We start from the raw sequence: 23,438 nt of genomic DNA, 5'->3' as shown, positions 1-23,438 counted from the left end.
GCGCTTCAGTCCGGCAGGTTGAACGGCGTGACGATCTGCACCTGTGACGGCGCAATCGGCCCGGCCTTCCATAGCCGGTGGTATTGCAGGATGTGCAGGAATACGTGGCGGGCATCGATCTGCAGGTTGTGATCAATGATCGCCGCGACTTTTTCTTCGCGCAGCAGTTGGCGGTTTTCTTCGTCAAGGTCGTGGCCGATGAATACCTCCAATGAACGGTCCTGCGCGGCAAACGCGTCGACAATTGCGCGGTTGCCACCGCCGACGCTGTACACTGCCTTCAGCCCGGGGTGCTGGTGCAAGGCTTGGGTCACTCGTTCAAAGGTGCGCTCATACACGCCGTAGCCGCCGCTGATATCCAGTACCCGCAGGTGCTCGGCGCGGCCACGCAGCCAGGCACGAAAACCCATCTCGCGCTCTTCTTCGCCGCGGAACAACTCGCTGCCGATCACCACCGCCACGTCCTGAGGATCGCTCGGCAGCCAGCGCGACATCAGGTAGGCAGCGGTCTGGCCAGCCGTGCGATTGTCCATGCCCACATAGCCGATGCGCTCGCTTTGGGGCAGGTCGGTGACCAAGGTCACCACCGGAATGCCGGCCGCAATCAGCTGCTTGACGGCCAGGTTCACCGCCGGTTCATCCGCAGCCTTGAGCACCACACCCTGGCTGCCCGTGTCGAGGCAGCGCAGCAGTTGGTCGTGCATGGCCTGGGGCTCGATCTCCTCGAACAGGTGAAAACGTGGCGCGATGCGAAACGGTGCCAGGCTGGCCAATTGGCCAACGATCGCCGCCTGCACCGCGGCGCTGAAACGCTGGGGCGTGTGCATGATTACGTCCACATGGAAGGTGCGCCCCACGGCCAAGCCATTTTTTTCCTGGGATTCCAACTCCTCCAATGCCTGCTCAATACGCCGCCGGGTCTGGGCATGCACGCTGCCGCGCTGGTGCAGGACGCGGTCCACCGTGGCCTTGCTGACGCCAGCCTGGGTGGCGAGTTGCTTGATGGAAAAGTGTTTTGCGCGTTCGAGCATGGGTTTCGCCTGAGGTGTTTTTGAGGTCTTTTTTGGGCGTTACTGAGGTTTCGCAATGCTAGTCTCAGTTTTGCCTGGCGTCGAGCCAGGTCAGCAAAACAATAAAAATCCAGGAGAACCCTCATGCCCCACTCCGATCTTGCGACCTCGTTCAGCGGCCAATACTTTGTCGTAACCGGCAGCACCCAGGGCCTCGGCGCGGCGGTGGCCCATACCCTGGCTCGCCGTGGTGCGGCCGGATTGATTATTTGCGGACGTCGCCGTACCGAGGGCGAAGAGCAGGTGCGCCAACTGGCACAGCTGGATTGCCAGGCATTTTTTGTCGAGGCCGACCTGGAAAAGGTCGAGGACTGCCGCGCAATCATCGAAGCGGCGCGCGTCCATTTCGGCACTTTGCACGGCTTGGTGAACTGCGCCGGCATGTCTGACCGTGGCACCATTCTCGACACCTCGCCGGAACTGTTCGAGCGCTTGTTTGCGGTGAATGTGCGGGCGCCGTTTTTCTTAATGCAAGAAGCGCTGAAGCTGATGATCAGCAGCGGTGTTGAGGGCGCGGTGGTCAATATCCAGAGCGTTACCGGCCATGGTGGGCAGTCGTTCTTGAGTGCTTATGCGGCGTCCAAGGGCGCGCTGGCGATCCTGACCAAGAACGTCGCATTCAGTGCCTTGCGCAACCGCATCCGCGTGAATGGCCTGAACATCGGCTGGATGGACACGCCCCACGAGGATCAGATCCAGCGCCAGTACCACGGCGCCCAGGACGGCTGGCTGGCCGATGCCGAACGCACCCAACCGTTTGGGCGCCTGCTCAAGCCCGAAGAGGTAGCGCGCAGCGTGGCATTTCTGCTGTCCACTGAGTCGGGAATGATGACTGGCGCAGTGATCGACCTTGAACAAGGTGTGGTCGGCTGCACCGACAGCAGCACCCCACAACCTCACCAGGCCCTGAGCCTTCCAGGAGGTATGTGATGTCGGCTTTCGTAACCGGCGACGCGGTGCGCCTGGCCGACTTCAGCCGGATCTGTGCGCAGCGCACCAACGCCAGCGACTACCCGCTGTGCCTTGAGGTACAAGGCAATGTGCCGATCTATCAGGCCCACACCTTGCGCAACAGCGACCGCCTGGTCGTCATGAACGAACTGCATCACCTGTTCCGTGACGGGCCCGGCGTAATGGTGGTGCGCCAAGCCTATGAAGACCTGGAAGTGGTGGACCGCCACAGCCAGGTCTTCGACGCGATCTTTGCCCATGAAGCCGCCCAGGGCGTGGCCGCCGATCACTTTGCCAAGGCCGGCAGCAATGGCAGGATCTGGAACGCGCTACAGAAGGCGGCCTTACAGTCCCCCGAATCCTTTGCCGAGTACTACGCCAACCCTCTGCTGGGGTTAATTGCCGAAGCCTGGTTGGGGCCGGGTTTTCAAGTCACGGCGCAAGTCAATGTGGTGCATCCAGGTGGCCAGGCGCAGCAGCCGCACCGAGACTATCACCTGGGTTTCCAGACCAACGATGTGGTCGAACGTTTTCCGCTGCCGCTGCATGCGCTGTCCCAACATCTCACGTTGCAAGGTGCTATCGCACATTCGGATATGCCGCTGGAAACCGGCCCCACCCAGCTGCTGCCCTTTTCCCAGCAGTATGCCTTGGGGTACCTGGCGTGGCGTCGCACGGAGTTTATCGACTACTTCCAGCACCACGCGGTGCAATTGCCGCTGAACAAGGGCGACTTGCTGTTCTTCAACCCGGCACTGTTCCATGCCGCCGGCACCAACCGCACGGCCGATCGCCAGCGCATGGCCAACCTGCTGCAAATCTCCTCGGCATTCGGCAAGCCGATGGAAGCCATCGACCGCGACCGCATGATGCTGGCGGTGTATCCGGTGCTGCTCGCCAACCCCAACCTGGATTCCCGCGCCGTGGTCGCCTGTACCGCAGACGGGTACTCCTTCCCCACTAACCTCGACACCGACCCACCCTTGAGTGGCCTGGCCCCGCAAACCGGGCAACAACTGATGCTGAAAGCCCTCGACGAACGCTGGCCGTGCTCGGACTTCGCCGCCGCCGTGGCGCAGCTGCGGGCCAAACGCCAAGCGTGAACCGCCCTGCTTTGACAACAACAAAAACAACGGAGCACAACCATGAAGAAGCAACTCCTTGCGGCACTGTTAGTCCTTGCGTTCAGCCCTTGGGCGCTGGCGGACATTCGCATCGGCGTGAGCATCGCCCAGGTAGACGACGTATTCCTCGCACAAATGCGCGACTACATGGCCGCCCACGCCAGGGAACTGCCCGATGTCACCCTGCAATTCGAAGACGCCCAGGGCGACGTGGTGCGTCAACTCAACCAGGTGCAAAACTTCACCGCCCAAGGCATGGACGCGATTATCGTCAACGCAGTGGACACGGCCGCCACCCAGAAGATGACGCTCAATGCCCAGCAGGCCAAGATCCCGCTGGTGTACGTCAACCGCCGTCCGGAGTTCAAGGAGGTGCCAGCGGGCGTGGGCTATGTCGGTTCGGACGAGATCAAGGCCGGCGAAATCCAGATGCGCTACCTGGCCGAGAAAATGGGCGGCAAGGGCAACCTGGCGATCATGCTCGGGCTGCTGTCCAACAACGCCACCCATAACCGCACGCTGGGGGTGAAGACCGTGCTAAAGGACTACCCCGACATCAAAATCGTCGAGGAACAAAGCGCCGAATGGCAGCGCGGCAAGGCGATTGACCTGATGAACAACTGGATCGTATCCGGGCGCAAAATCGATGCCGTGGCCGCGAATGCCGATGAAATGGCGATTGGCGCGGCCATGGCTATCAGCCAGGCAGGCATGCAGCCAGGCAAGGACATCCTGGTGGCCGGCAGCGACGGCGGCGCAGCTGGATTGGACGCGGTGAAAAAAGGCCAGCTGTTGGTCACGGTGTACCAAGACAACAAGGGCCAGGCAGTGGGTTCCATCGACCTGGCAGTGAAGATGGTCAAGCAGCAGCCGTACACGGCGGAGCTGACGATTCCTTATCAGCAGATCACCAAGGACAACTACCAAGCGTTCCTTAATCCCTGAAGACCGCGCACTACTCATGGCAAGGGAGCTTGCGCCCTTGCCATACAGGCTTAGTTGAGTGTTCGCCGAGAAAACCCATTAACCACGATATAGAGCAACGGCCCCACCGACACAAACACCGCCGTCAGCACAAAGTACGGCAACACCGAGCCTATCGACCGCCCTCGCCCACGCGCATCCCGGTACATCCACACACACGCCAGCACCGCCATCAGGTACAGGTCAATCACCACCTGAGCCGTATCGGGCCTGGACATCAGTTCCCATCCAAATGCCAGCAGTGATTGCTCGGCCGTGAGCATGGTCGCCACGGTATAGACGGTAAATCCCAGCAAGGCCGCCAGGGCGATATAAGGTCTGTGCATGGTCTCTTCCTTGAAGTGCAACGTTAATCAACGCGGCCACCTTAGCGATAAGAGGCTGCCGCTCGCAATCCTGCTGACGTCTTTCCCGAGATGTCCTGCGCGCCGCCTACACGAAGTATGCCGCGCTGGTTTTGTGAAATATCTGTACGTAGACTGCCGCCATACCCCCACTTGAAGGCGGCGAAAAAAACGTGATGCAAGTTACTGAAGTCTCCATTGCCCAATTGCGCGCTGCGCTTGAAGCCGGCCAGACCACGGCGCTTGAACTGGTGCAGGCGTACCTGGCGCGGATCGACGCCTACGATGGCCCGCAAACGGCCACTGCGCTGAACGCCGTGGTGGTACGTAATCCCGAGGCGCTGAAAGAAGCCCAGGCGTCCGATGCGCGCCGTGCCAAGGGGCAAACCCTGGGGCCGCTGGATGGTATCCCCTACACGGCCAAGGACAGTTACCTGGTCAAGGGGTTGACGGCTGCATCCGGCAGCCCGGCGTTTGCCAAGCTGGTGGCCCAGCGCGATGCCTTCACCATTGAGCGTCTGCGTGCCGGTGGCGCCATCTGCCTGGGCAAGACCAATATGCCGCCGATGGCCAATGGCGGTATGCAGCGTGGCGTGTATGGTCGCGCCGAGAGCCCCTACAACGCCGACTACCTCACCGCGCCGTTTGCGTCGGGCTCTTCCAACGGTGCCGGCACCGCCACCGCCGCCAGTTTTGCCGCCTTCGGGCTGGCTGAAGAAACCTGGTCCAGCGGTCGCGGCCCGGCTTCCAACAATGGCCTGTGTGCCTACACGCCTTCGCGTGGGGTGATTTCGGTGCGCGGCAACTGGCCGCTGACCCCAACCATGGACGTGGTGGTGCCCTACGCTCGCACCATGGCCGACCTGCTGGAAGTGCTCGACGTCGTGGTGGCCGAAGACCCGGACACCCGTGGCGACCTGTGGCGTCTGCAACCCTGGGTGCCGATCCCCAGCGTCGCCTCGGTGCGCCCAGCGTCCTACCCGGCCCTCGCCGTCAGCAGCGAAAGCCTGGCCGGCAAGCGCTTTGGCGTGCCGCGCATGTACATCAACGCCGACCCGGAGGCTGGCACCAGCGAAAAACCCGGTATCGGCGGCCCGACCGGGCAAAAGATCCACACCCGAGCCACGGTGATCGAACTGTGGCAAGCCGCACGCCAGGCACTGGAAGCCGCCGGTGCCGAAGTGATCGAAGTGGATTTCCCGCTGGTGTCCAACTGCGAAGGCGACCGCCCCGGCGCACCGACGGTGTTTACCCGTGGCCTGGTTTCCAAGGAATTTCTCCACGACGAGTTGTGGGAATTGTCGGCCTGGGCCTTCAATGACTTCCTGCGCGCCAACGGCGACCCGCACCTGAACCGCCTGGCCGATGTGGACGGGCCGAAGATCTTCCCCCACGACCCCGGCACCCTGCCCAACCGTGAAGACGACCTGGCCGCCGGCATGGACGAATACGTGCGCATGGCCCAACGCGGCATCACCCCATGGGACCAGATCAGCACCGTACCCGATGGCCTGCGCGGCCTGGAGCAAACCCGGCGCCTGGACCTGGAAGACTGGATGGATACCCTGGGGCTTGACGCCGTGCTGTTCCCCACCGTGGCCGACGTAGGCCCGGCGGATGCCGATGTGAACGAAGCGTCTGCCGACATTGCCTGGAGCAACGGCGTGTGGGTGGCCAACGGCAACCTCGCCATCCGCCACCTGGGCGTGCCTACCGTCACCGTGCCAATGGGCGTGATGGCAGACATCGGCATGCCAGTGGGGCTCACCTTCGCCGGGCGCGCCTATGACGATTCGGCGCTGTTGCGCTTTGCCTCGGCGTTCGAAGCCACCGGCAGCAAACGGATGATCCCGCCGCGTACGCCACCGCTGGCGGCTATCTAGCTGGGCTCCTCACTCAAAGTGTGGGAGCGGGCTTGCTCGCGAATGAAGTGTGTCAGTCAACAAATCAGGTGACTGACACGGCGCATTCGCGAGCAAGCCCGCTCCCACACTTTTTGTTCATATTTCAGTTCAAACACCGTGGTGCGAGGACCGAAGCACCTCGTTGCGCCGCTGCCACTCCTCCACCACATCCCCCAAAGTCTTGGGTGCGCCGTTACGAATCCACGCCATGAATGGACGGTTGAACTTGAACGCCGGGCCACACTGCTCAAGCATAAAGCGGCGTACGTTCTGGGTGTTTTTATAGCTAGGGGTGACGGGTGTAGCGCGGGTGATGACGTCGCTGTGCCAGTCAAAATCCATGATGTACCTCAGCTGCGCGGATGGTGATGGACACTCTAGCGCCTCCTCACCTCAAGCTCCTGCAAAATTTTACTTTCCTTCCGCCTTGAGAATATTGCATGGTTGTACGACGACATACCTCGTCGTATTTCTTAACAACAATAAGGAAAACCCCCCATGCCCAACTTCAAAGTGCTGATCGGATTTCTGTGCCTGTTCTGCGGCTACGTCGCCGCCGCGCCCGGCGCTGCCGAGAAGGATGTAGCCCAGGCAGTCGATCAATTGACCCAAGCCATGCTGCATCTGGACCTCAAGCAGCTTCATGCACTGACGTCCGACAAGCTCACCTACGGCCACTCCAGCGGCAAGGTGCAAAACAAAGCGCAATTCATTGCCGATCTGGAAACCCATACCAGCGCGTTCAAAACCCTGGAGATGCAAAACCAGACCATCACTCTCAACGGCGATACCGCTCTGGTGCGCAACCACTTCCACGCCTTGGCAGTGAACAGCGGTGTGGACACACCAACCGATATCGACAACTTTCAGGTTTGGCAAAAACAGCACGGCCAATGGCTGCTGATTGGGCGCCAGGCTTACAAGTACTGAGCAAACCTCACCACGCCACCACCTTACGCACCGTCACCAGCGCCTCACGCAACGCCGCCATCGGCACCGAACCCAGGGCCAGGCGCAGCGCGTGGGGCACCTGGGCCGAAACCGCGAACGGTTCAGCGGTTGAAACAGAGATGCCCGCACGCTGCAAGGTCATGGCGACCTGATCGGCGCGGGCATCTTCGGCCAACGGCAGCCACAGAAAGTAGGATGACGGGTGGCTGATGGTCTTCACACCGGTCAGCACCTGCGCCGCCAATGCCTGGCGGGCCTGGGCATCCGCGCGCTTTTGCGCCTCCAGTTGCGTCACCGTACCGTCTTCGAGCCAGCCCACCGCTATCGCACTCATCACCCCCGGCACGTTCCAGGTGGTGGCCATGATCGTGCGCTCCAGGCCGTTTACCCAAGCCATAGGCGCAGCGATAAAGCCCACACGCAACCCGGTGGCGACACTCTTGGACAGCCCGCCGATATACACCGTGCGCTCCGGTGCAAGAGTCGCCAAAGGTGGCGGTGCTTCTTCGGCGAGAAACGCATAGGCGCCATCCTCGATGATCATCAGGTTGTGCTGCCGGGCGATTGCCACCAAGCGCTCGCGCTGCGCCAGGCTCATCACCCAGCCCAGCGGGTTATGCAGGGTCGGCATGCTGTACACCGCTCGCACCGGACGCTGGCGACACAGGCTGTGCAGGTGGTCCAGGTCCGGGCCGCAGGGAGTGACCGGGATGGCGACGAGTTCCAGGTGCAGGGTTTCGGCCAGCACCTTGAAACCCGAATAGGTCAGCGCATCCACCGCCACCACATCCCCGGGCTTGAGCAAGGTCATCATGCTCACCACCAGGCCATGCTGGGCACCGCTGACCACCAGCACCTGCTCGGCTGGCACCGTCAGCCCGCGGTTCAACAAGTGCCGTGCCACGGCGGCGCGCTCGTGCACGCGACCGCCATGGGGCTGGTAGCGCAGCAGCGCCTCCAGATCGCCAGACAGGGCGAGCTGGCGCAACGCCGTGCGCAACAGCTCGGCCTGGCCCGGCAAAGACGGGTAGTTGAAATTCAGATCGAGCACACCCGCCGTAACCGTCATCTGCCCGCTGCCCTGCCCCGGCGGTAAGGCGATTTCACGCACGAAGGTGCCGCGCCCGGTCTCGCCACTGACCAGGCCCATGGCTTCCAGCTCGCTGTACACCCGGCTGGCGGTGACCAGCGCCAGGCCATGCTCGGCGGCCAATTGCCGGTGGGTGGGCAGCCGTGTACCGGGCAGCCACTGGCCGCTGCGGATGGCCTCGGCGAAGGTATCGACCAGCGACTTGTAGCGAGCACGGGGCATAAGGATGTATCCATGACAATTTTTTGATTGTCTTAATCTTCAATCCTAGGATGCCCAGCACGCAACTGCCTTTTCAGGACGCCCCCATGGAACGCACTTCTCCCCTCGGCACTCTGGACAACAGCACCCAGGGTTGGATCAACGGCTTTATCGGCGTGGTGATTTTCAGCGGCTCGCTGCCGGCCACGCGCCTGGCGGTGATGGAATTCGATCCGGTGTTCCTGACCATGATCCGCGCCACCCTCGCGGCGCTACTGGGGTTGTGCCTATTGGGGGTATTCAAGGAAAAACGCCCCACACGCCAGCAATGGGCCCCGCTGGTTATCGTCGCGCTTGGCGTGGTGATCGGCTTTCCACTGCTGACGGCCCTGGCCCTGCAGTACGTGACCTCGGCCCATTCCATCGTCTTTATCGGCCTGCTGCCACTGGCCACGGCAGTGTTCGGCGTGCTGCGCGGCGGTGAGCGGCCGAGACTGGTGTTCTGGTTGTTTTCGATCCTGGGCAGCCTGTTGGTGATGGGTTATGCCGTTGCCCAAGGCTTGAGCGCCGCACCCGCGGGCGATGTGCTGATGCTGTTGGCGGTGCTGGTGTGCGGCCTGGGGTATGCCGAAGGCGCCAAGCTGTCGCGCAGCCTGGGCGGCTGGCAGGTGATCTGCTGGGCGCTGGTGGTGTCGCTGCCGGTGGTCGCGCCCTTGAGCCTGGTGCTGGCGCCTGCCACCCTCAGCGGTATCAGCCTGCCGGCGTGGTTGAGCCTGGGCTACGTGGCGTTGTTCAGCATGTTGATCGGTTTTGTGTTTTGGTACCGCGGCCTGGCCCAGGGCGGGATTGCCGCGGTCGGCCAGTTGCAGTTATTGCAACCATTCTTCGGCCTGGCGCTGGCAGCCGGCTTGCTGCATGAACAAGTCAGCCTGGGCATGGTGCTGGTGACGGTGGCGGTGATCGGCTGCGTGGCCGGGGCGAAGAAGTTTGCTCGCTAACCCCTGGCCTGCTAAATAGAAGCGTCGCCAAACAACAAGGACTCTGCATGCACAGCGCTTCTCTCCAGGACACCACGGCGCCGGAAGGCATCTGCTACGGCTGCGGCAGCAACAACCCTCATGGCCTGCACATCAAGAGCCGCTGGGATGATGATGGCGTACACGTCATTGCCGAGCACCAACCCGAGGCCAAATACAGCGGCTGGCCGGACCTGGTCTACGGTGGCCTGATCGCCATGCTGGTGGACTGCCACTCCAACTGGACCGCCATGGCCTACCACTACCGCGCCGAACAGCGTGAACCCGGCAGCCTGCCGCGCATCGACTGCGTCACCGGCAACCTGGGGATCAAATTCATCAAGCCCACGCCCATGGGCGTGCCCCTGGTCCTGCGGGCTCGGGTCGAAGGCGAAGTCGGCCGCAAAAGCCGGGTAGTCTGCGAAGTGTATGCAGGCGGCGTGCTCACCGCCGTCGGCGACTCGGTGTTCGTGCGCGTCGACACCGGGCAACTGGCCGCTGCCGCCCATGGCCGCGAGGTTTGATTCTGGTCTACAGTGACGGCAACCGCTAATCGAGGACTGCACCGATGACTCGTCTGACCGCGAAAGACTTTGCTCCCGAACTGCTGGAACTCTACGACGGCTACGCCCATGGCAAGATCAACCGCCGCGAATTTCTCGACCGCGCTGCACTGTTCACCCTCGGTGGCCTCACCGCTTCGGCCTTGCTCACGGCCCTGAGCCCCAACTACGCCTTGGCCGAACAGGTGAAGTTCACCGACCCGGACATCGTCGCCGACTACATCACCTACCCCTCGCCCAAAGGCAACGGCACCGTGCGCGGCTACCTGGTGCGCCCAGCCAAGGCCGCAGGCAAGCTGCCCGCCGTGGTGGTGGTGCATGAAAACCGGGGCCTGAACCCCTATATCGAAGACGTTGCCCGACGCCTGGCCAAGGCCGGCTTTATCGCCCTGGCCCCGGACGGCCTGACCTCGGTGGGCGGCTACCCTGGCAATGATGAAAAAGGCGTGGCACTGCAACAGACGGTCGACCCGACCAAACTGATGAACGACTTCTTCGCCGCCATCGAATGGCTGATGCACCACGACAGCAGCACGGGCAAGGTCGGCATCACCGGGTTCTGTTATGGCGGCGGCGTGACCAATGCAGCGGCGGTGGCCTACCCGGAACTGGGCGCGGCAGTGTCGTTCTACGGGCGCCAACCCGACGCCAAAGACGTGCCGCGCATCAAGGCGCCGATCATGTTGCATTTCGGTGAGCTGGATACCCGCATCAATGAAGGCTGGCCGGCGTATGAACAGGCATTGCAGGCGGCGGGTACCACGTATGAGGCATTTATCTACAAGGGCGCCAACCACGGTTTTCATAATGATTCGACGCCGCGTTATGACGAGGCAGCGGCGAACCTTGCCTGGGAACGCACTTTAGGGTGGTTCGGCAAATACCTCGCCTAGCCAAGCGCTAACTGTGGGAGCAGGCTTGCCCGCGAAGGCGGTGTATCAGTCGCTGCACCTGTTACTGCACGACCGCTTTCGCAGGCAAGCCAGCTCCCACATTGGGTCTTCGTTGCTTTGGGCATGGCGTTCGCTTAACTGATTGGAAAATCCCTCGCACATCAGGCAACACTCGTCTGCAGCCACCCTTTGAACGCCAACATCGCGGGTGTTTCAGCCCGCGACTGCAAGCGCGTCAGCCAATAGCTGCCGGTGGTGATCCCCACCTCGAACGGCTGGCGGATCACATCGCTCTCCAATTGCCGCGAGAACATCAGGGCTGGCGCCAGTGCTACCCCAGCCCCTTGCAGCGCGGCCTCCATCATCGCCAGCGAGGAGTCGAACACCACGCTGCGCGGCACCCGGGTATCGCCGGGCAAACCGGCGGCCTGGAACCACAGGTTCCACTCATCGGCACGGTAGGAACGCAGCAAGGTGTGCTTCAACACGTCAGCCGGGCTGCGCAGTTGTTCGGCAAGCTGCGGCACACACAACACCGTCAACGGTACCTCAAGCAAAGGGCAGGCATCGGTGCCGTGCCAGGCGCCGGCGCCAAAGCGGATGGCATAATCCAGGCCCTCGGCGGCGACATCCACGCGGTTGTTGTGGGTGGACAAGCGCAAGTCGATCAACGGGTAGCGGCTATGAAAATCCGCCAGGCGCGGCAACAACCAGCCCACCGCAAAGGTACCGACCGCCCCCACGGTCAATACTTCACGGTAATGCCCGCCTTCAAACTGATCCAAGGTCAGGGCAATACGGTCGAAGGCGTCACGCAGCACGGGCAGCAGGGATTCGCCTTCGCTGGTGAGCATCAAGCCCCGTGGCAGGCGCTTGAACAGCGTGACGTTGAGTTGCGCTTCGAGGCTTTTGACCTGATGACTGACCGCCGCTTGGGTCACGCATAACTCGATGGCCGCACGGGTAAAGCTCAAATGCCGCGCCGACGCTTCGAAGGCGCGCAAGGCATTGAGCGGCAGATGGGAACGCAACATGACTTGGCCCAAATTTTTCTAATGGCTGGTGCGAGATATCATCGTTTGCCCGCTCCCGGAAATCCACCTACATTTGCCACGCCTGCGCAGGCTCCGATCGTCACTGCCTTACTTACATGGAAGCGAAGCATGAAACACACCCTGAAAAAATATGCGATCTCAGCCTTGTTGCTTGGGGCCGGCAGCTGCATGGCCGCCACCGATATGCGCCAGGTCGTGGACAGCCACGTCACCCCTCTGATGAAACAGCAAGGCATCGCCGGCCTGACGGTCGCGGTCGTCCAACACGGCAGGGTGCAATACTTTAATTACGGCGTCGCCGCCAAGGACACTCAAGCACCTGTCACCGAAAACACCCTGTTCGAAATCGGCTCAGTGAGCAAAACCTTCAACGCCACCCTTGGTGGGTATGCCCAGGCTATCGGCAAGCTCAAGCTGTCGGACATGACCAGCCAACACCTGCCCGTGCTGGCTGGCAGCGCGTTCGATCGCATCAGCCTGCTGCAACTGGCGACCTATACCCCCGGCGGCCTGACGCTGCAGTTTCCGGACGCCGCCGACAGCGCCACCACCATGATGGAATATTTCCAGCATTGGAAACCCACTTATGCGCCGGGGGAACAGCGCCTGTATTCCAACCCCAGTATTGGCCTGTTCGGTTACGCGACAGCAAAAAGCCTGGGCCTGCCGTTCACCGTCGCCATGGAAAAAACCCTGCTGCCCAAGCTGGGCTTGACCAACACCTATACCCGCGTGCCCGCCGACAAGGCCGGCCTCTACGCCCAGGGCTATGACAGCCAGCAGAAACCAGTACGCGTCAACCCCGGCGCCCTGGACTTCGAAGCCTACGGTATCAAGAGCAGCAGCCAGGACCTGGCCCGCTACGTGATCGCCAACATGCACCCGCAAACCCTGGAACAACCGGTGCAGCAGGCCATTGCCACCACTCACGCCGGCTACTACACCGTCAACGGCATGACCCAGGGCCTGGGCTGGGAACGCTACCCCTACCCCATCGCGCTGCAAGCGTTGCTTGAGGGCAACTCCACACCGATGGCGATGGAGCCGCACAAGGTTAACTGGCTCAAACCTGCCCAGGCGCAGCCTGCCAACGTGCTCTACAACAAAACCGGCTCCACCGGCGGCTTTGGCGCCTATGTGGCGTTTGTGCCAAGCAAGGACATGGGTGTGGTGATCCTCGCCAACAAGAACTACCCGAATGCCGAGCGGGTGAAAGTGGCGTATGCGATCTTGAGTGCGATGGATAACTGAAGCCGGCAATACCCCCGATGGGCGGGGGCTGACCTTAGCGTTGGCGGTGCACGTTTGAAGATCGCCGGCCTCTAGGTACAATCACCGCCCTCTCCCACTCCCCCAAGGATCCGCCATGTCCGGGCTTGAACTGTTCGCCGCCGCCCTGGGGGTGATCGCCGTCTGGCTGACGGTCAAACAAAACCCTTGGTGCTGGCCCATTGGCTTGGTGATGGTGCTGCTCTACACCTGGGTGTTCTTTGAGGTCAAGCTCTACTCCGACATGCTCCTGCAAGTGGTCTATGCGGCCTTGCAGGTGTATGGCTGGTGGCAGTGGACCCGCGCCGGCGAGGTCAAGCAGGGCCGCCAAGTCACGAGCCTGGGCGTGCCGGCGATCATGGCCAGCCTGGCTGTGGGTGCCGTCGGCAGTCTGCTGCTGGGCGCCGCCATGGCCCACTGGACCGACGCCGCCCAGCCTTGGCTCGACGCCGCGCTCACCGGTTTCAGCCTGGTGGCGCAAATGTGGATGGCGCAAAAACGTGTGCAGTGCTGGGCCTTGTGGATCGTGGTGGATGTGATCTTCGTCGGCCTGTTCCTTTACAAAGGCCTCTACCTCACCGCCGCGCTCTACGCACTGTTTACCGTGATTGCCGTGCAAGGCTGGCGCGAGTGGCGCGCCGACCCGGCGTTGCGCGCATGAAGGTGGTGGTATTGGCAGGCCCCGAATCCAGCGGCAAGAGCTGGCTGGCGGCGCAGTTGCACGCGCACTTCGGCGGGTTGATGGTAGGGGAATATGTGCGCTACTTCATCGATCAGCATCAGCGCGACACCACCCTGGCGGATATCCCGGCCATTGCCCAAGGCCAGTTGGCCTGGGAGGATGCCGCCCGCGCCAAACGCCCCGCGTTGCTGATCCTCGACACCCACCTGCTCACCAACAGGCTCTGGAGCCACACCCTGTTCGGCGACTACCCCGGCTGGCTGGATGACGAACTTCTGGCGCGGCATTACGACCTGCACCTGCTGCTCTCCCCCGAAGACGTGGAATGGAGTGCCGACGGCCAGCGCTGCCAGCCGGAACTGGCGGATAGGCAGGCGTTTTTCCAGGCCAGTCTGGAATGGATGCAGCAGCACCAACAGCCACTGGTGGTGATTCGCGGGGGCTGGGAACAACGGCGCCAGGCGGCGTTTGCCGCGGTAACGCAGTTGCTGTAGGAGCGAGCTTGCTCGCGAAAAACGTCAACGATAACGCGTGTTTTCTGGATAAACGCGGCGCCTGTGAGTTTTCGCGAGCAAGCTCGCTCCTACAGGATGACATTGGGGCAAGCCCCTTTACTCGGCATACGCCCACGTCATCCGAAACGACGCCCCGCCCCATTCCGAATCCAGCACCTCAACTTGCCCGCCATGCCACTGGCTGACACGCTTGACCAGCGCCAGGCCCAGGCCAAACCCGCCTGTGCGGCGGTCGCGGCTGGCGTCGAGGCGCAGGAAGGGTTCGAATATCTTGGTGCGCCCCTCCAGCGGCACCCCCGGCCCATCGTCGTTGACCCGCACTTCGTAACCGCTGCCAAACTTGACCAGCGACACTTCCACACGGTGGTCGGCATAACGAATGGCGTTGCGCAGCAGGTTGATCACGGCCCGCGCCATAAAGCGTGGCTCGATCTGGATAACGTCCACCTCGCAGGTGCGCAACGACAGCTGCACCCCTTGCGCCTCGGCCTCCAGGGCCACGGCGCCTATAACACTGTCGAGCCAACTGTGGGCCTCGATATGCTCACGGGTGACCTGGGTGGCGCCCGGCTCAAGGCTGGCATAGGTCAACAGCTCGGAGACCATTTCTTCCAGCTCACCGAGGTCGGCGTACATGTCGTTGATCAGCGCTCGGCTTTGCCGTGGGTCGCTTTGTTGCCTGAGTTGATCAAGCTCGAATGACAACCTTGCAATCGGCGTGCGCAATTCGTGGGAGACCGCATTGGTGAGTTCGCGCTGGTTGGCGATCAGGCCCTCTATGCGCTCGGCCATCTGGTTGAAGTGCCCGGCCAGGGAACGCACGGTGGAACGGCTCGGCAGCAGGATGCGCGAGCCCAGGTCGTTGTCACCGAAACGTTGCGCCGCCAGGCGAATGTGCTCCAGGTCACGCCAGTGTGGACGCACCCAGAAATACAGAACAATGGCCAGGCTCACGCCCAGGAAGCCGTAGGCCCACAGGTACAACCACTTGGGCTCTTCCGGCAATTTGATTTCGAGCAATTGGGGGCCGTCGTCGATAGGCGCGAGAAACTTCATGAAGTCTTCGCGCACCACCACCTGGCCAGCCGCGAGGAGTTTGTGTTCGCGCTCGCTCAAATCCTGGTTATCACGCTGCACCAGTTTGAGCCGCAAGCCGTAATGCGGTTGCAGTTCGTCCAGGCGTGCCTGGCGGGCCTCTGCCGGCACGGGGCGCAGCTGTTCCACCAAGGCCCACGCCGGTCCGCGCAGGGCTTCACGGTTATAGGTTTCGTTGGACTCGGGCATGTAGGTGTCCAGGCCGAAGTTCACCAGCCAGATCGACCCGGCCAGGCCGAGCGCAAGTATCACGTAAAGGCGCAGATACAAGCGCAGCATCTACACCTCCCACGCGAACGGATTGAACAGGTAGCCCTTGCCCCAGATGGTCTTGATGCACACCGGCTCGCGGGGGTTGTCATTGAGCTTGCCGCGCAGTTTGCTGATGTACACGTCTACGCTGCGGTTCAGCCCATCAAAGGCAATGCCGCGCATGCGGTTGAGGATATCGTCACGGGACAGAACCTTGCCCGAGCTGCTGGCCAGCAACCACAGCAACTCGAACTCCATGGTGGTGAGGTCAATGGTTTCGTCGCCCAGGCGCACCACCCGGCAACTGCGATCAATCGACAAGCGGCCGAACTCCAGAGCGCCGCGCACCGTGGGCTCGGGCACCTGGCGGCGCTGCAACGCACGTAGGCGCGCCAACAATACCGGCGGTTTGATCGGCTTGATCACGTAATCGTCAGCACCGGACTCAAGACCAAGGATATGGTCCAGGTCATCTTCCTTGGCGGTGAGGATCACGATGGGCGTGTCCGACACGTTGCGAATCTCGCGGCAGACATGCAGCCCGCTCTGACCCGGCAGCATCAGATCGAGCACGACGATCTTCGGCTTGAAATCCACGAACGCCGCCAGGGCTTCATCACCCCGGTACACCACCCGTACCTCGAAACCATGCTGCGACAGAAAATGCGAGACCAGCCCTGCCAGCTTTTCATCGTCCTCAACGAGCAGGACCTTGCCCAGACCCAGGTTTTCCATAAGTTCTCAGTGTGGATGCGCGGATTGAAATAGGGCCATTATAGGTGGCAAGCTGACCGACAGAAGCAGCTGGCCAGTACCCAGCGAAGAAGCTTCATGCTTTTAAGAGTTTTTAACAAATAGCCTGCACTTTTTAACGCCATTGACAGGGAGTTCCATGCGCAAGGATTACCTGGCGTTCTTCATTTCGCTGTTCCTTTCACGGCTGGCCGACCAGGTTTTGCTGTTTATCGTGCCCCTGATCGTGTTCCAGACCACTCAAAGCGTGTCGTGGGCGGGGCTGGCGTTTTTTGTCGAGTCACTGCCGCGCTACCTGGCGTTTCCGGTATGCGGCGCGCTGTGCGACAGGTTTTCACCGGTGCGTATCCTGCATATCAGCCAGGTGTATCGGGCCTTGGCGTGTGTGGTGGCGATGGCGTGCTATGGGCTGTTCGACGGCATCCATTGGCTGGTGATGCTGTCCGCGCTTTGCGGCGTGTTGACCACCCAGGGCATCATGGCGCGGGAAGTGGTGATGCCGCATATCTTCGGGCAGTACACCTATGCCAAGACCTTGTCCTATTCGCAGATCGCCGACCAGGGCGGACTGGTGCTCGGGCCGTTGGTGGCGGCGCTGATGCTGGAAGTCTGGGCGTGGCCATGGGTAGTGCTGGGCGTCGCCGCGCTGTTTGTGCTGGCAGACCTGGCGATGCTGATCTGGCAGCGCAACACCACGGTGGACCTGCACATCCATGAACAACAGCCGGGTAACTGGCTGCAACCCCTGCGCACCGCTTTTGGCCACATCCTCAACCGGGTGGAGTTGAAACGCATCATCGTCCTGGCGGTCGGTGTGAACCTGATGGTCGGCGTGACGCTGGCTACCTCGGCTGCCATGGTCACTGGCCACTACGCAGCGGGCAAAGACGCCTATGCCCTGCTGCAAGCCGCCGGGGCGCTGGTGACAATCGCGATTCTGTTCTACCTGGCGCATTCATCACTGAAGCTGAAGGTACTGGGCGGGTTGTCGTACTCGATGATCACCGTCGGCGCGCTGATCACAGCGCTCAGCCCCGGCGTGTGGGCCTACACGGTGGGGTTCCTGCTGCTGACCGGCTTCGACAAGATGTTCAACGTGTACCTGCGCAGCACCCGCCAACGGGTGATTCCGGTGCAGGACTTCGGCAAGACCGTTGGCGTGATGACCTTGCTCAACAACCTGGCCCAGCCCTTGGCGGGCTTGATGATTGCCGTGTTGGCAGCGCCTTTGGGCACGCCAACGGTGATCCTGCTGCTGGCGGGGATCACCGCCTTGATCGGTGTGGCCGTGGCCTCAGGCTGGCACGCCACTGTGAAAGCGGAACTCGACGTCGGGTGATTCGATCAGGTCCTGCTCGGTGGCCCGCACCCGCTCGATCACCTGGGCGATGTCCTTGGCGTCGCCGTACTGGTAAGCCAGCTTCAAGTAACCCTGGAAGTGCCGCGCCTCGCTTTTGAGCAAGCCGAAATAGAACTTGCCGAGTTCTTCGTCCAAATGCGGCACCAGCGCTTCGAAACGCTCGCAACTGCGCGCTTCGATAAAGGCGCCCACCACCAGGGTGTCTACCAGCTTGACCGGCTCATGGCTGCGCACCACCTTGCGCAAACCCGAGGCATAACGCCCGGCGTGCAGTTGACGCAGCTCGACCTTGCGCTTTTTCATCAGGCGCATGACCTGCTCGTGGTGCACCAACTCTTCGCGGGCCAGGCGCGACATCATGTTGATCAGGTCAACGTGGCCGTAGTACTTGGCCATCAGGCTCAAGGCAGTGCTGGCGGCTTTGAATTCGCAGTTCTTGTGGTCGATCAGCAGGGTTTCCTGATCGGCCAACGCGGCCTGGACCCAGGCATCGGGGGTGCGGCAGCCGAGGAATTCATGGATTTCGGGCAGGTTCATCGGGCTCACGGGCAAAGGATCACAAAAGGGCGCCGATTATACCGACCCCGCCGCAGACCACCAGCCACCGGCCTTGATGTGTATCAACATGACGGTTGCCGACCAGCAACTATAGTTATTCAACGCCCGCCCTTTTCAGGAGAACCCGACCATGCAAGCCATCCGCAGCATCCTGGTGGTCATCGAGCCCGAGCACTCCGAAAGCCTGGCACTCAAGCGTGCCAAGCTGATTGCCGGGGTGACCGACGCGCACCTGCACTTGCTGGTCTGTGACAAGAAACACGAGCATTCGGCGCTGTTGAGCCTGCTCAAGCAAGGCTTGACGGAAGACGGCTACAGCGTCACCACCGAGCAAGCATGGAACGACAGCCTGCATGAAACCATCATCGATGTGCAGCAAGCCGAAGGCTGCGGCCTGGTGATCAAGCAGCACTTCCCCGACAGCCCGCTGAAAAAAGCCCTGCTGACCCCGGCGGACTGGAAGTTGCTGCGCTATTGCCCAACGCCCGTGTTGCTGGTCAAGACCGCTACTCCCTGGGCGGGCGGCGTGATCCTGGCGGCCATCGATGTGGGCAACGCCGACGGCGAACACCGCTCGCTGCATAATTCGATCATCGACCATGGCTTTGATATCGCCAGCCTGGCCAAAGCCAAATTGCATGTCATCAGTGCCCACCCGTCGCCCATGCTGTCGGCGGCCGACCCGACCTTTCAGCTCAAGGAAACCATCGAGGCGCGCTATCGCGAGCAGTGCAAGGCATTCCAGGCCGAGTTCGACGTGGACGACAGTCACCTGCATATCAAGGAAGGCCCGGCCGATGTGCTGATTCCACACATGGCCCATCAGTTACGGGCGGCGGTGACCATCATCGGCACGGTGGCCCGCACGGGGATTTCCGGCGCGTTGATCGGCAATACCGCAGAAGTGGTGCTGGATGCGGTACAAAGCGATGTGCTGGTGCTCAAACCGCAGACGCTCATGGACCATCTGGAAGAGCTGGCGGCCAAGCCCTGACACCGACCTTCAGGCAATGTAGATCAAATGTGGGAGCTGGCTTGCCTGCGATGGCGGTGGGTCAGCTGGCGCATTTGCTCCTGATACACCGCCATCGCAGGCAAGCCAGCTCCCACATTGACCTCGCCAGTCAGTTAACCCAGCGCATCTTTCAAGAACCCCGGCGCGATATAGCGCTGGTAATGCGCCTCGGACAAGATAAAGAACTCGCGATCAATGGCATCGCGCAGTTCAGGCAGCGCCCAGTCGCGAAACTCCGGCAACAGCACCATGCCATAAGCCTCCAGGTTATTGATCACCCGGGCCCCACGGGCGATCAACTGGTAGGCCCAGCAATACTCGGACTGGTGTGGCACAAAGCGAATCTTGCGTTGCTCCAACTGCCCGCGCAGGGTCTTGGGGTCGAAAACCTCCACTTTGCCGGCCATGACCTGCACCAACAGCTGCTCAAGCCTGAGCCAGACCGCGCGCTTTTCTTCTTCGTTATAGCCGTTCCACTGGATCACTTCATGGTGGAAGCGCTTGCATCCACGGCACACGAGATCGCCGTAGACCGTGGAACACAGGCCGACGCAGGGAGTCTTGATGGTTTGGTTGGGCATGGGCAATGACACGCAAATCCGCGAAACAGTGCGCCATGTTAGCCCTTTGTCTAAGGTTGATCACCCAGCAAACTTGAGCAGGCAACTTACCTTTAGATTTTTTTTGCCGTAGAATCACCCGGCCTTGTAAGGCGCCAATAATCCGCTGGAAGCTGTTTTCAAAGCGTCACGAGCACAGTCGTTCCTTCAGAACGGTGTTGGCGCAGGTTCGACCCGGTAGGTCAGAGCCCGCGCCAACCCTCATCAGCTCCGTTCTGCAGGCGTAAAACTTTGAAAGCAGCTTCTGTAAAGAAATGGCGGCAGCGCTGGCTTTGCGGCCCAAAAAGCCCCCGAGCGCATGCGTGCCGTTCATTTCTGGATGAGCGTCCCGTGGGACCACTGATGAGGGTAATAACTGTGCTTGAAGCCTACCGCAAACATATCGAAGAGCGTGCAGCACTGGGTATCGTTCCCCAGCCGCTTAACGCCGAACAAACCGCAGGCCTGGTCGAGCTGCTGAAAAATCCTCCGGCTGGCGAAGAAGAATTCCTCGTTGACCTGATCACCAACCGCATTCCACCAGGCGTTGACGAAGCCGCTTACGTCAAGGCCGGTTTCCTGTCTGCCCTGGCCAAGGGCGAAGCCACTTCCCCCCTGATCGACAAAAAACGCGCTGTTGAACTGCTCGGCACCATGCAGGGCGGCTACAACATCGTGACGTTGGTCGAGCTGCTGGACGACGCCGAACTGGCACCCGTCGCGGCCGCCCAACTCAAGCACACCCTGCTGATGTTCGATGCGTTCCACGACGTCGCCGAAAAAGCCCGCAACGGCAACGAGCACGCCAAAGGCGTGATCCAGTCCTGGGCTGACGGCGAGTGGTTCCGCAACCGCCCTACCCTGGCCGACAAGATCAGCCTGCGCGTCTTCAAGGTCACCGGCGAAACCAACACCGACGACCTTTCGCCTGCGCCTGATGCCTGGTCCCGCCCTGACATCCCGCTGCACGCCCTGGCCATGCTGAAAATGGCTCGCGAAGGCATCGTGCCGGACGAGCAAGGCAAGACCGGCCCGATGAAGCAGATCGAAGAGATGCGCGGCCAAGGCTTCCCGATTGCCTACGTGGGCGACGTGGTCGGTACCGGTTCGTCGCGTAAATCGGCGACCAACTCGGTGCTGTGGTTCTTCGGCGACGACGTGCCGTATGTGCCGAACAAGCGTGCCGGCGGCTTCTGCTTCGGCAGCAAGATCGCTCCGATCTTCTACAACACCATGGAAGATGCTGGCGCACTGCCAATCGAATTCGACGTCACCAACATGAACATGGGCGACGTGATCGACCTGTACCCGCATGCTGGCAAAGTCTGCAAACACGGCACCGACGAAGTCCTGACCACGTTCGAAATGAAGACTCCGGTGCTGTTGGACGAAGTCCGCGCCGGCGGCCGTATCCCGCTGATCATCGGCCGTGGCCTGACCGACAAGGCCCGCGCTGAGCTGGGCCTGGGCCCTACCGACCTGTTCAAGCTGCCTGAAGCGCCTGTCGACACCGGCAAGGGCTTCACCCTGGCGCAGAAAATGGTCGGCAAGGCCTGTGGCCTGCCAGAAGGCAAAGGCGTTCGTCCAGGCACTTACTGCGAGCCGAAGATGACCACCGTGGGGTCCCAGGACACCACCGGCCCAATGACCCGTGACGAACTCAAGGACCTGGCGTGCCTGGGCTTCTCGACCGATCTGGTGATGCAGTCCTTCTGCCACACCGCGGCTTACCCGAAGCCGATCGACGTGACCACCCACCACACCCTGCCTGACTTCATCATGACCCGTGGCGGTGTATCGCTGCGTCCGGGCGACGGCATCATCCACAGCTGGCTGAACCGTATGCTGCTGCCGGACACCGTCGGTACCGGTGGCGACTCCCACACCCGTTTCCCGATGGGCATCTCGTTCCCGGCCGGTTCTGGCCTGGTCGCGTTTGCCGCCGCCACCGGCGTCATGCCGCTGGACATGCCGGAATCGATTCTGGTGCGCTTCAAGGGCAAGATGAAACCTGGCATCACCCTGCGTGACCTGGTGCATGCCATTCCTTACTACGCGATCCAGGCTGGCCTGCTGACCGTAGAGAAGAAAGGCAAGAAGAACGCCTTCTCTGGCCGCATCCTGGAAATCGAAGGCCTGAACGACCTGACGCTGGAACAGGCTTTCGAGCTGTCCGACGCCTCGGCTGAACGTTCGGCTGCCGGTTGCACCATCAAGCTGTCCAAAGAGTCCGTCACCGAGTACCTGAACTCCAACATCACCCTGCTACGCTGGATGATCGGCGAAGGCTACGGCGATGCACGCACCCTGGAACGTCGCGCTCAAGCGATGGAAGCCTGGGTCGCCAACCCGGAGCTGATGGAAGCCGATGCCGACGCCGAATACGCCGAAATCATCGAAATCGACCTGTCGGAAATCAACGAGCCGATCCTCTGCGCGCCAAACGACCCGGACGACGCCCGTCTGCTGTCCAGCGTCGCTGGCGAGAAGATCGACGAAGTGTTCATCGGTTCGTGCATGACCAACATCGGTCACTTCCGCGCTGCCGGTAAACTGCTGGAGCAGGTCAAGGGCCAGCTGCCAACCCGTCTGTGGCTGTCGCCGCCGACCAAAATGGACGCGCACCAACTGACCGAAGAAGGCTACTACGGCATCTACGGCAAGGCTGGCGCACGCATGGAAATGCCAGGCTGCTCGCTGTGCATGGGTAACCAGGCACGCGTTGAGCCAAACTCCACCGTGGTGTCGACCTCGACCCGTAACTTCCCGAACCGCCTGGGTGATGGTGCCAACGTCTACCTGGCGTCGGCAGAGCTGGCGGCCGTGGCCTCTACCCTGGGTCGCCTGCCGACCGTCGAAGAGTACATGGGCTACGCGGCGAAACTGGACACCATGGCCAGTGACGTCTACCGTTACCTGAACTTCGACCAGATCGCTGAGTTCCGTAAGATCGCAGCGAGCGCCAACATCCCGGTGATTCAAGCTTAACGGTGTGTTGACGTAAAAAACGCCGCGTATCGCAAGGTACGCGGCGTTTTTTTATGCCTGGAACTAACCATTACTGCCAACACAAAACAAATGTGGGAGCTGCGGCCCCTGTGGCGAGGGAGCTTGCTCCCGTGACGGCCTGACAGACGATGCTGATCTAACTGACGCACCGCGATCCAAATGTGGGAGCTGGCTTGCCTGCGAAG

The 23,438-nt window shown here is 61.6% G+C and carries 23 protein-coding genes; 14 read left to right on the top strand and 9 right to left on the bottom strand.

The annotated features are described in order from the left end of the window. Positions 1-5 precede the first annotated feature (5 nt). On the bottom strand, positions 6-1,031 hold the full coding sequence (locus tag QK296_RS21705; protein ID WP_057709889.1) for a LacI family DNA-binding transcriptional regulator: 1,026 nt from the start codon (positions 1,029-1,031) through the stop codon (positions 6-8). A gap of 123 nt (positions 1,032-1,154) precedes the next feature. Here QK296_RS21705 and QK296_RS21700 point away from each other — a divergent pair, with 123 nt between their 5' ends. From QK296_RS21700 to QK296_RS21690, 3 genes are read left to right on the top strand one after another with little or no spacing between them, the layout of a single operon-like run. Next, positions 1,155-2,000: an SDR family oxidoreductase gene (locus QK296_RS21700; RefSeq protein ID WP_003190858.1), complete on the top strand. Its 846-nt coding sequence runs from the start codon at positions 1,155-1,157 to the stop codon at positions 1,998-2,000. After that, complete coding sequence (locus QK296_RS21695; RefSeq protein ID WP_098951720.1) at positions 2,000-3,124, top strand: phytanoyl-CoA dioxygenase family protein; 1,125 nt, start codon at positions 2,000-2,002, stop codon at positions 3,122-3,124. The genes QK296_RS21700 and QK296_RS21695 overlap by 1 nt, the downstream gene beginning before the upstream one ends. A 42-nt stretch (positions 3,125-3,166) precedes the next feature. Continuing rightward, a complete protein-coding gene (locus QK296_RS21690; protein WP_003190856.1) occupies positions 3,167-4,090 on the top strand; it encodes a sugar ABC transporter substrate-binding protein in 924 nt (307 codons plus the stop codon). 50 nt (positions 4,091-4,140) lie between these two features. Here the strand turns inward: QK296_RS21690 and QK296_RS21685 are convergent, their stop codons facing one another. Next, entirely contained in the window at positions 4,141-4,455 is a 315-nt protein-coding gene (locus QK296_RS21685) for a DUF2834 domain-containing protein (RefSeq protein ID WP_057709886.1), read from the bottom strand. A 191-nt stretch (positions 4,456-4,646) separates the two neighbouring features. Between QK296_RS21685 and QK296_RS21680 the strand changes: the two genes are divergently transcribed. Further along, positions 4,647-6,356 carry an amidase gene (locus tag QK296_RS21680; protein WP_169855317.1) on the top strand — a complete coding sequence of 570 codons (1,710 nt, stop codon included), beginning with the start codon at positions 4,647-4,649 and terminating at the stop codon, positions 6,354-6,356. 129 nt (positions 6,357-6,485) lie between these two features. On the opposite strand, the gene QK296_RS21675 is transcribed toward QK296_RS21680, so the two are convergent. Next, the gene (locus tag QK296_RS21675) at positions 6,486-6,719 is read right to left on the bottom strand and encodes a DUF6434 domain-containing protein (protein ID WP_003190852.1); all 234 of its coding nucleotides are present in this window, start codon (positions 6,717-6,719) and stop codon (positions 6,486-6,488) included. A 156-nt stretch (positions 6,720-6,875) separates the two neighbouring features. Here QK296_RS21675 and QK296_RS21670 point away from each other — a divergent pair, with 156 nt between their 5' ends. After that, positions 6,876-7,307, top strand: a complete 432-nt coding sequence (locus QK296_RS21670; RefSeq protein WP_169855316.1) for a nuclear transport factor 2 family protein — start codon at positions 6,876-6,878, stop codon at positions 7,305-7,307. Between the two features lie 7 nt (positions 7,308-7,314). Here QK296_RS21670 and QK296_RS21665 read toward each other — a convergent pair whose 3' ends face one another. Continuing rightward, positions 7,315-8,640: a PLP-dependent aminotransferase family protein gene (locus QK296_RS21665; protein ID WP_169855315.1), complete on the bottom strand. Its 1,326-nt coding sequence runs from the start codon at positions 8,638-8,640 to the stop codon at positions 7,315-7,317. An 86-nt stretch (positions 8,641-8,726) separates the two neighbouring features. Here QK296_RS21665 and QK296_RS21660 point away from each other — a divergent pair, with 86 nt between their 5' ends. Genes QK296_RS21660 through yghX form a run of 3 tightly spaced genes read left to right on the top strand, consistent with a single transcriptional unit; the run spans position 8,727 to position 11,091 of the window. Further along, positions 8,727-9,617 (top strand): DMT family transporter, encoded by an 891-nt coding sequence (locus tag QK296_RS21660; protein WP_094775540.1) that lies wholly within the window; start codon positions 8,727-8,729, stop codon positions 9,615-9,617. A gap of 47 nt (positions 9,618-9,664) precedes the next feature. Then, complete coding sequence (locus QK296_RS21655) at positions 9,665-10,159, top strand: thioesterase (RefSeq protein ID WP_034135447.1); 495 nt, start codon at positions 9,665-9,667, stop codon at positions 10,157-10,159. Positions 10,160-10,203: 44 nt separating this feature from the next. Next, positions 10,204-11,091 (top strand): YghX family hydrolase, encoded by an 888-nt coding sequence (gene yghX / locus QK296_RS21650; RefSeq protein WP_003190845.1) that lies wholly within the window; start codon positions 10,204-10,206, stop codon positions 11,089-11,091. 161 nt (positions 11,092-11,252) lie between these two features. On the opposite strand, the gene QK296_RS21645 is transcribed toward yghX, so the two are convergent. Further along, positions 11,253-12,125: a LysR family transcriptional regulator gene (locus QK296_RS21645; RefSeq protein ID WP_003190844.1), complete on the bottom strand. Its 873-nt coding sequence runs from the start codon at positions 12,123-12,125 to the stop codon at positions 11,253-11,255. 129 nt (positions 12,126-12,254) lie between these two features. Between QK296_RS21645 and ampC the strand changes: the two genes are divergently transcribed. The 3 genes from ampC (at position 12,255) to QK296_RS21630 (ending at position 14,591) form a co-directional block, all read left to right on the top strand. After that, positions 12,255-13,397: a class C beta-lactamase gene (gene ampC / locus QK296_RS21640; RefSeq protein WP_137204744.1), complete on the top strand. Its 1,143-nt coding sequence runs from the start codon at positions 12,255-12,257 to the stop codon at positions 13,395-13,397. Between the two features lie 115 nt (positions 13,398-13,512). After that, positions 13,513-14,076 carry a nicotinamide riboside transporter PnuC gene (pnuC, locus tag QK296_RS21635; protein ID WP_003190841.1) on the top strand — a complete coding sequence of 188 codons (564 nt, stop codon included), beginning with the start codon at positions 13,513-13,515 and terminating at the stop codon, positions 14,074-14,076. Then, complete coding sequence (locus tag QK296_RS21630; RefSeq protein WP_169855373.1) at positions 14,073-14,591, top strand: AAA family ATPase; 519 nt, start codon at positions 14,073-14,075, stop codon at positions 14,589-14,591. Before pnuC ends, QK296_RS21630 begins: the two co-directional genes overlap by 4 nt. A gap of 117 nt (positions 14,592-14,708) precedes the next feature. Here the strand turns inward: QK296_RS21630 and QK296_RS21625 are convergent, their stop codons facing one another. Both QK296_RS21625 and QK296_RS21620 read right to left on the bottom strand, forming a co-directional pair. After that, positions 14,709-15,986, bottom strand: a complete 1,278-nt coding sequence (locus QK296_RS21625; RefSeq protein ID WP_003190839.1) for an ATP-binding protein — start codon at positions 15,984-15,986, stop codon at positions 14,709-14,711. After that, positions 15,987-16,694, bottom strand: a complete 708-nt coding sequence (locus QK296_RS21620; RefSeq protein ID WP_003190837.1) for a response regulator — start codon at positions 16,692-16,694, stop codon at positions 15,987-15,989. 157 nt (positions 16,695-16,851) lie between these two features. On the opposite strand from QK296_RS21620, the gene QK296_RS21615 reads away from it, so the two are divergent. Further along, on the top strand, positions 16,852-18,051 hold the full coding sequence (locus QK296_RS21615; protein ID WP_169855314.1) for an MFS transporter: 1,200 nt from the start codon (positions 16,852-16,854) through the stop codon (positions 18,049-18,051). Here QK296_RS21615 and miaE read toward each other — a convergent pair. Then, entirely contained in the window at positions 18,007-18,609 is a 603-nt protein-coding gene (miaE, locus tag QK296_RS21610) for a tRNA isopentenyl-2-thiomethyl-A-37 hydroxylase MiaE (protein ID WP_032892116.1), read from the bottom strand. The two genes, QK296_RS21615 and miaE, sit on opposite strands and share 45 nt — an antisense overlap. Before the next feature lie 151 nt (positions 18,610-18,760). On the opposite strand from miaE, the gene QK296_RS21605 reads away from it, so the two are divergent. After that, positions 18,761-19,624 carry a universal stress protein gene (locus QK296_RS21605; protein WP_169855313.1) on the top strand — a complete coding sequence of 288 codons (864 nt, stop codon included), beginning with the start codon at positions 18,761-18,763 and terminating at the stop codon, positions 19,622-19,624. 134 nt (positions 19,625-19,758) lie between these two features. Here the strand turns inward: QK296_RS21605 and QK296_RS21600 are convergent, their stop codons facing one another. Then, positions 19,759-20,226: a DUF1289 domain-containing protein gene (locus QK296_RS21600; RefSeq protein ID WP_003190830.1), complete on the bottom strand. Its 468-nt coding sequence runs from the start codon at positions 20,224-20,226 to the stop codon at positions 19,759-19,761. A 396-nt stretch (positions 20,227-20,622) separates the two neighbouring features. Here QK296_RS21600 and acnB point away from each other — a divergent pair, with 396 nt between their 5' ends. Continuing rightward, positions 20,623-23,232 (top strand): bifunctional aconitate hydratase 2/2-methylisocitrate dehydratase, encoded by a 2,610-nt coding sequence (gene acnB, locus QK296_RS21595; RefSeq protein ID WP_003190828.1) that lies wholly within the window; start codon positions 20,623-20,625, stop codon positions 23,230-23,232. Positions 23,233-23,438 lie beyond the last annotated feature (206 nt).

This window comes from Pseudomonas sp. AL10, assembly GCF_029960685.1.
In the GTDB taxonomy this organism is placed as follows: Bacteria; Pseudomonadota; Gammaproteobacteria; order Pseudomonadales; family Pseudomonadaceae; genus Aquipseudomonas; species Aquipseudomonas lactis.
This window is presented reverse-complemented; position numbering and strand designations above follow the sequence as displayed.

What these genes read in the sequence shown, in the direction of transcription:
- QK296_RS21705 (WP_057709889.1), bottom strand. Translation starts at nt 1,031, where the DNA reads ATGCTCGAACGCGCAAAACACTTTTCCATCAAGCAACTCGCCACCCAG.
- QK296_RS21700 (WP_003190858.1), top strand. Translation starts at nt 1,155, where the DNA reads ATGCCCCACTCCGATCTTGCGACCTCGTTCAGCGGCCAATACTTTGTC.
- QK296_RS21695 (WP_098951720.1), top strand. Translation starts at nt 2,000, where the DNA reads ATGTCGGCTTTCGTAACCGGCGACGCGGTGCGCCTGGCCGACTTCAGC.
- QK296_RS21690 (WP_003190856.1), top strand. Translation starts at nt 3,167, where the DNA reads ATGAAGAAGCAACTCCTTGCGGCACTGTTAGTCCTTGCGTTCAGCCCT.
- QK296_RS21685 (WP_057709886.1), bottom strand. Translation starts at nt 4,455, where the DNA reads ATGCACAGACCTTATATCGCCCTGGCGGCCTTGCTGGGATTTACCGTC.
- QK296_RS21675 (WP_003190852.1), bottom strand. Translation starts at nt 6,719, where the DNA reads ATGGATTTTGACTGGCACAGCGACGTCATCACCCGCGCTACACCCGTC.
- QK296_RS21670 (WP_169855316.1), top strand. Translation starts at nt 6,876, where the DNA reads ATGCCCAACTTCAAAGTGCTGATCGGATTTCTGTGCCTGTTCTGCGGC.
- QK296_RS21665 (WP_169855315.1), bottom strand. Translation starts at nt 8,640, where the DNA reads ATGCCCCGTGCTCGCTACAAGTCGCTGGTCGATACCTTCGCCGAGGCC.
- QK296_RS21660 (WP_094775540.1), top strand. Translation starts at nt 8,727, where the DNA reads ATGGAACGCACTTCTCCCCTCGGCACTCTGGACAACAGCACCCAGGGT.
- QK296_RS21655 (WP_034135447.1), top strand. Translation starts at nt 9,665, where the DNA reads ATGCACAGCGCTTCTCTCCAGGACACCACGGCGCCGGAAGGCATCTGC.
- yghX (WP_003190845.1), top strand. Translation starts at nt 10,204, where the DNA reads ATGACTCGTCTGACCGCGAAAGACTTTGCTCCCGAACTGCTGGAACTC.
- QK296_RS21645 (WP_003190844.1), bottom strand. Translation starts at nt 12,125, where the DNA reads ATGTTGCGTTCCCATCTGCCGCTCAATGCCTTGCGCGCCTTCGAAGCG.
- ampC (WP_137204744.1), top strand. Translation starts at nt 12,255, where the DNA reads ATGAAACACACCCTGAAAAAATATGCGATCTCAGCCTTGTTGCTTGGG.
- pnuC (WP_003190841.1), top strand. Translation starts at nt 13,513, where the DNA reads ATGTCCGGGCTTGAACTGTTCGCCGCCGCCCTGGGGGTGATCGCCGTC.
- QK296_RS21630 (WP_169855373.1), top strand. Translation starts at nt 14,073, where the DNA reads ATGAAGGTGGTGGTATTGGCAGGCCCCGAATCCAGCGGCAAGAGCTGG.
- QK296_RS21625 (WP_003190839.1), bottom strand. Translation starts at nt 15,986, where the DNA reads ATGCTGCGCTTGTATCTGCGCCTTTACGTGATACTTGCGCTCGGCCTG.
- QK296_RS21620 (WP_003190837.1), bottom strand. Translation starts at nt 16,694, where the DNA reads ATGGAAAACCTGGGTCTGGGCAAGGTCCTGCTCGTTGAGGACGATGAA.
- QK296_RS21615 (WP_169855314.1), top strand. Translation starts at nt 16,852, where the DNA reads ATGCGCAAGGATTACCTGGCGTTCTTCATTTCGCTGTTCCTTTCACGG.
- miaE (WP_032892116.1), bottom strand. Translation starts at nt 18,609, where the DNA reads ATGAACCTGCCCGAAATCCATGAATTCCTCGGCTGCCGCACCCCCGAT.
- QK296_RS21605 (WP_169855313.1), top strand. Translation starts at nt 18,761, where the DNA reads ATGCAAGCCATCCGCAGCATCCTGGTGGTCATCGAGCCCGAGCACTCC.
- QK296_RS21600 (WP_003190830.1), bottom strand. Translation starts at nt 20,226, where the DNA reads ATGCCCAACCAAACCATCAAGACTCCCTGCGTCGGCCTGTGTTCCACG.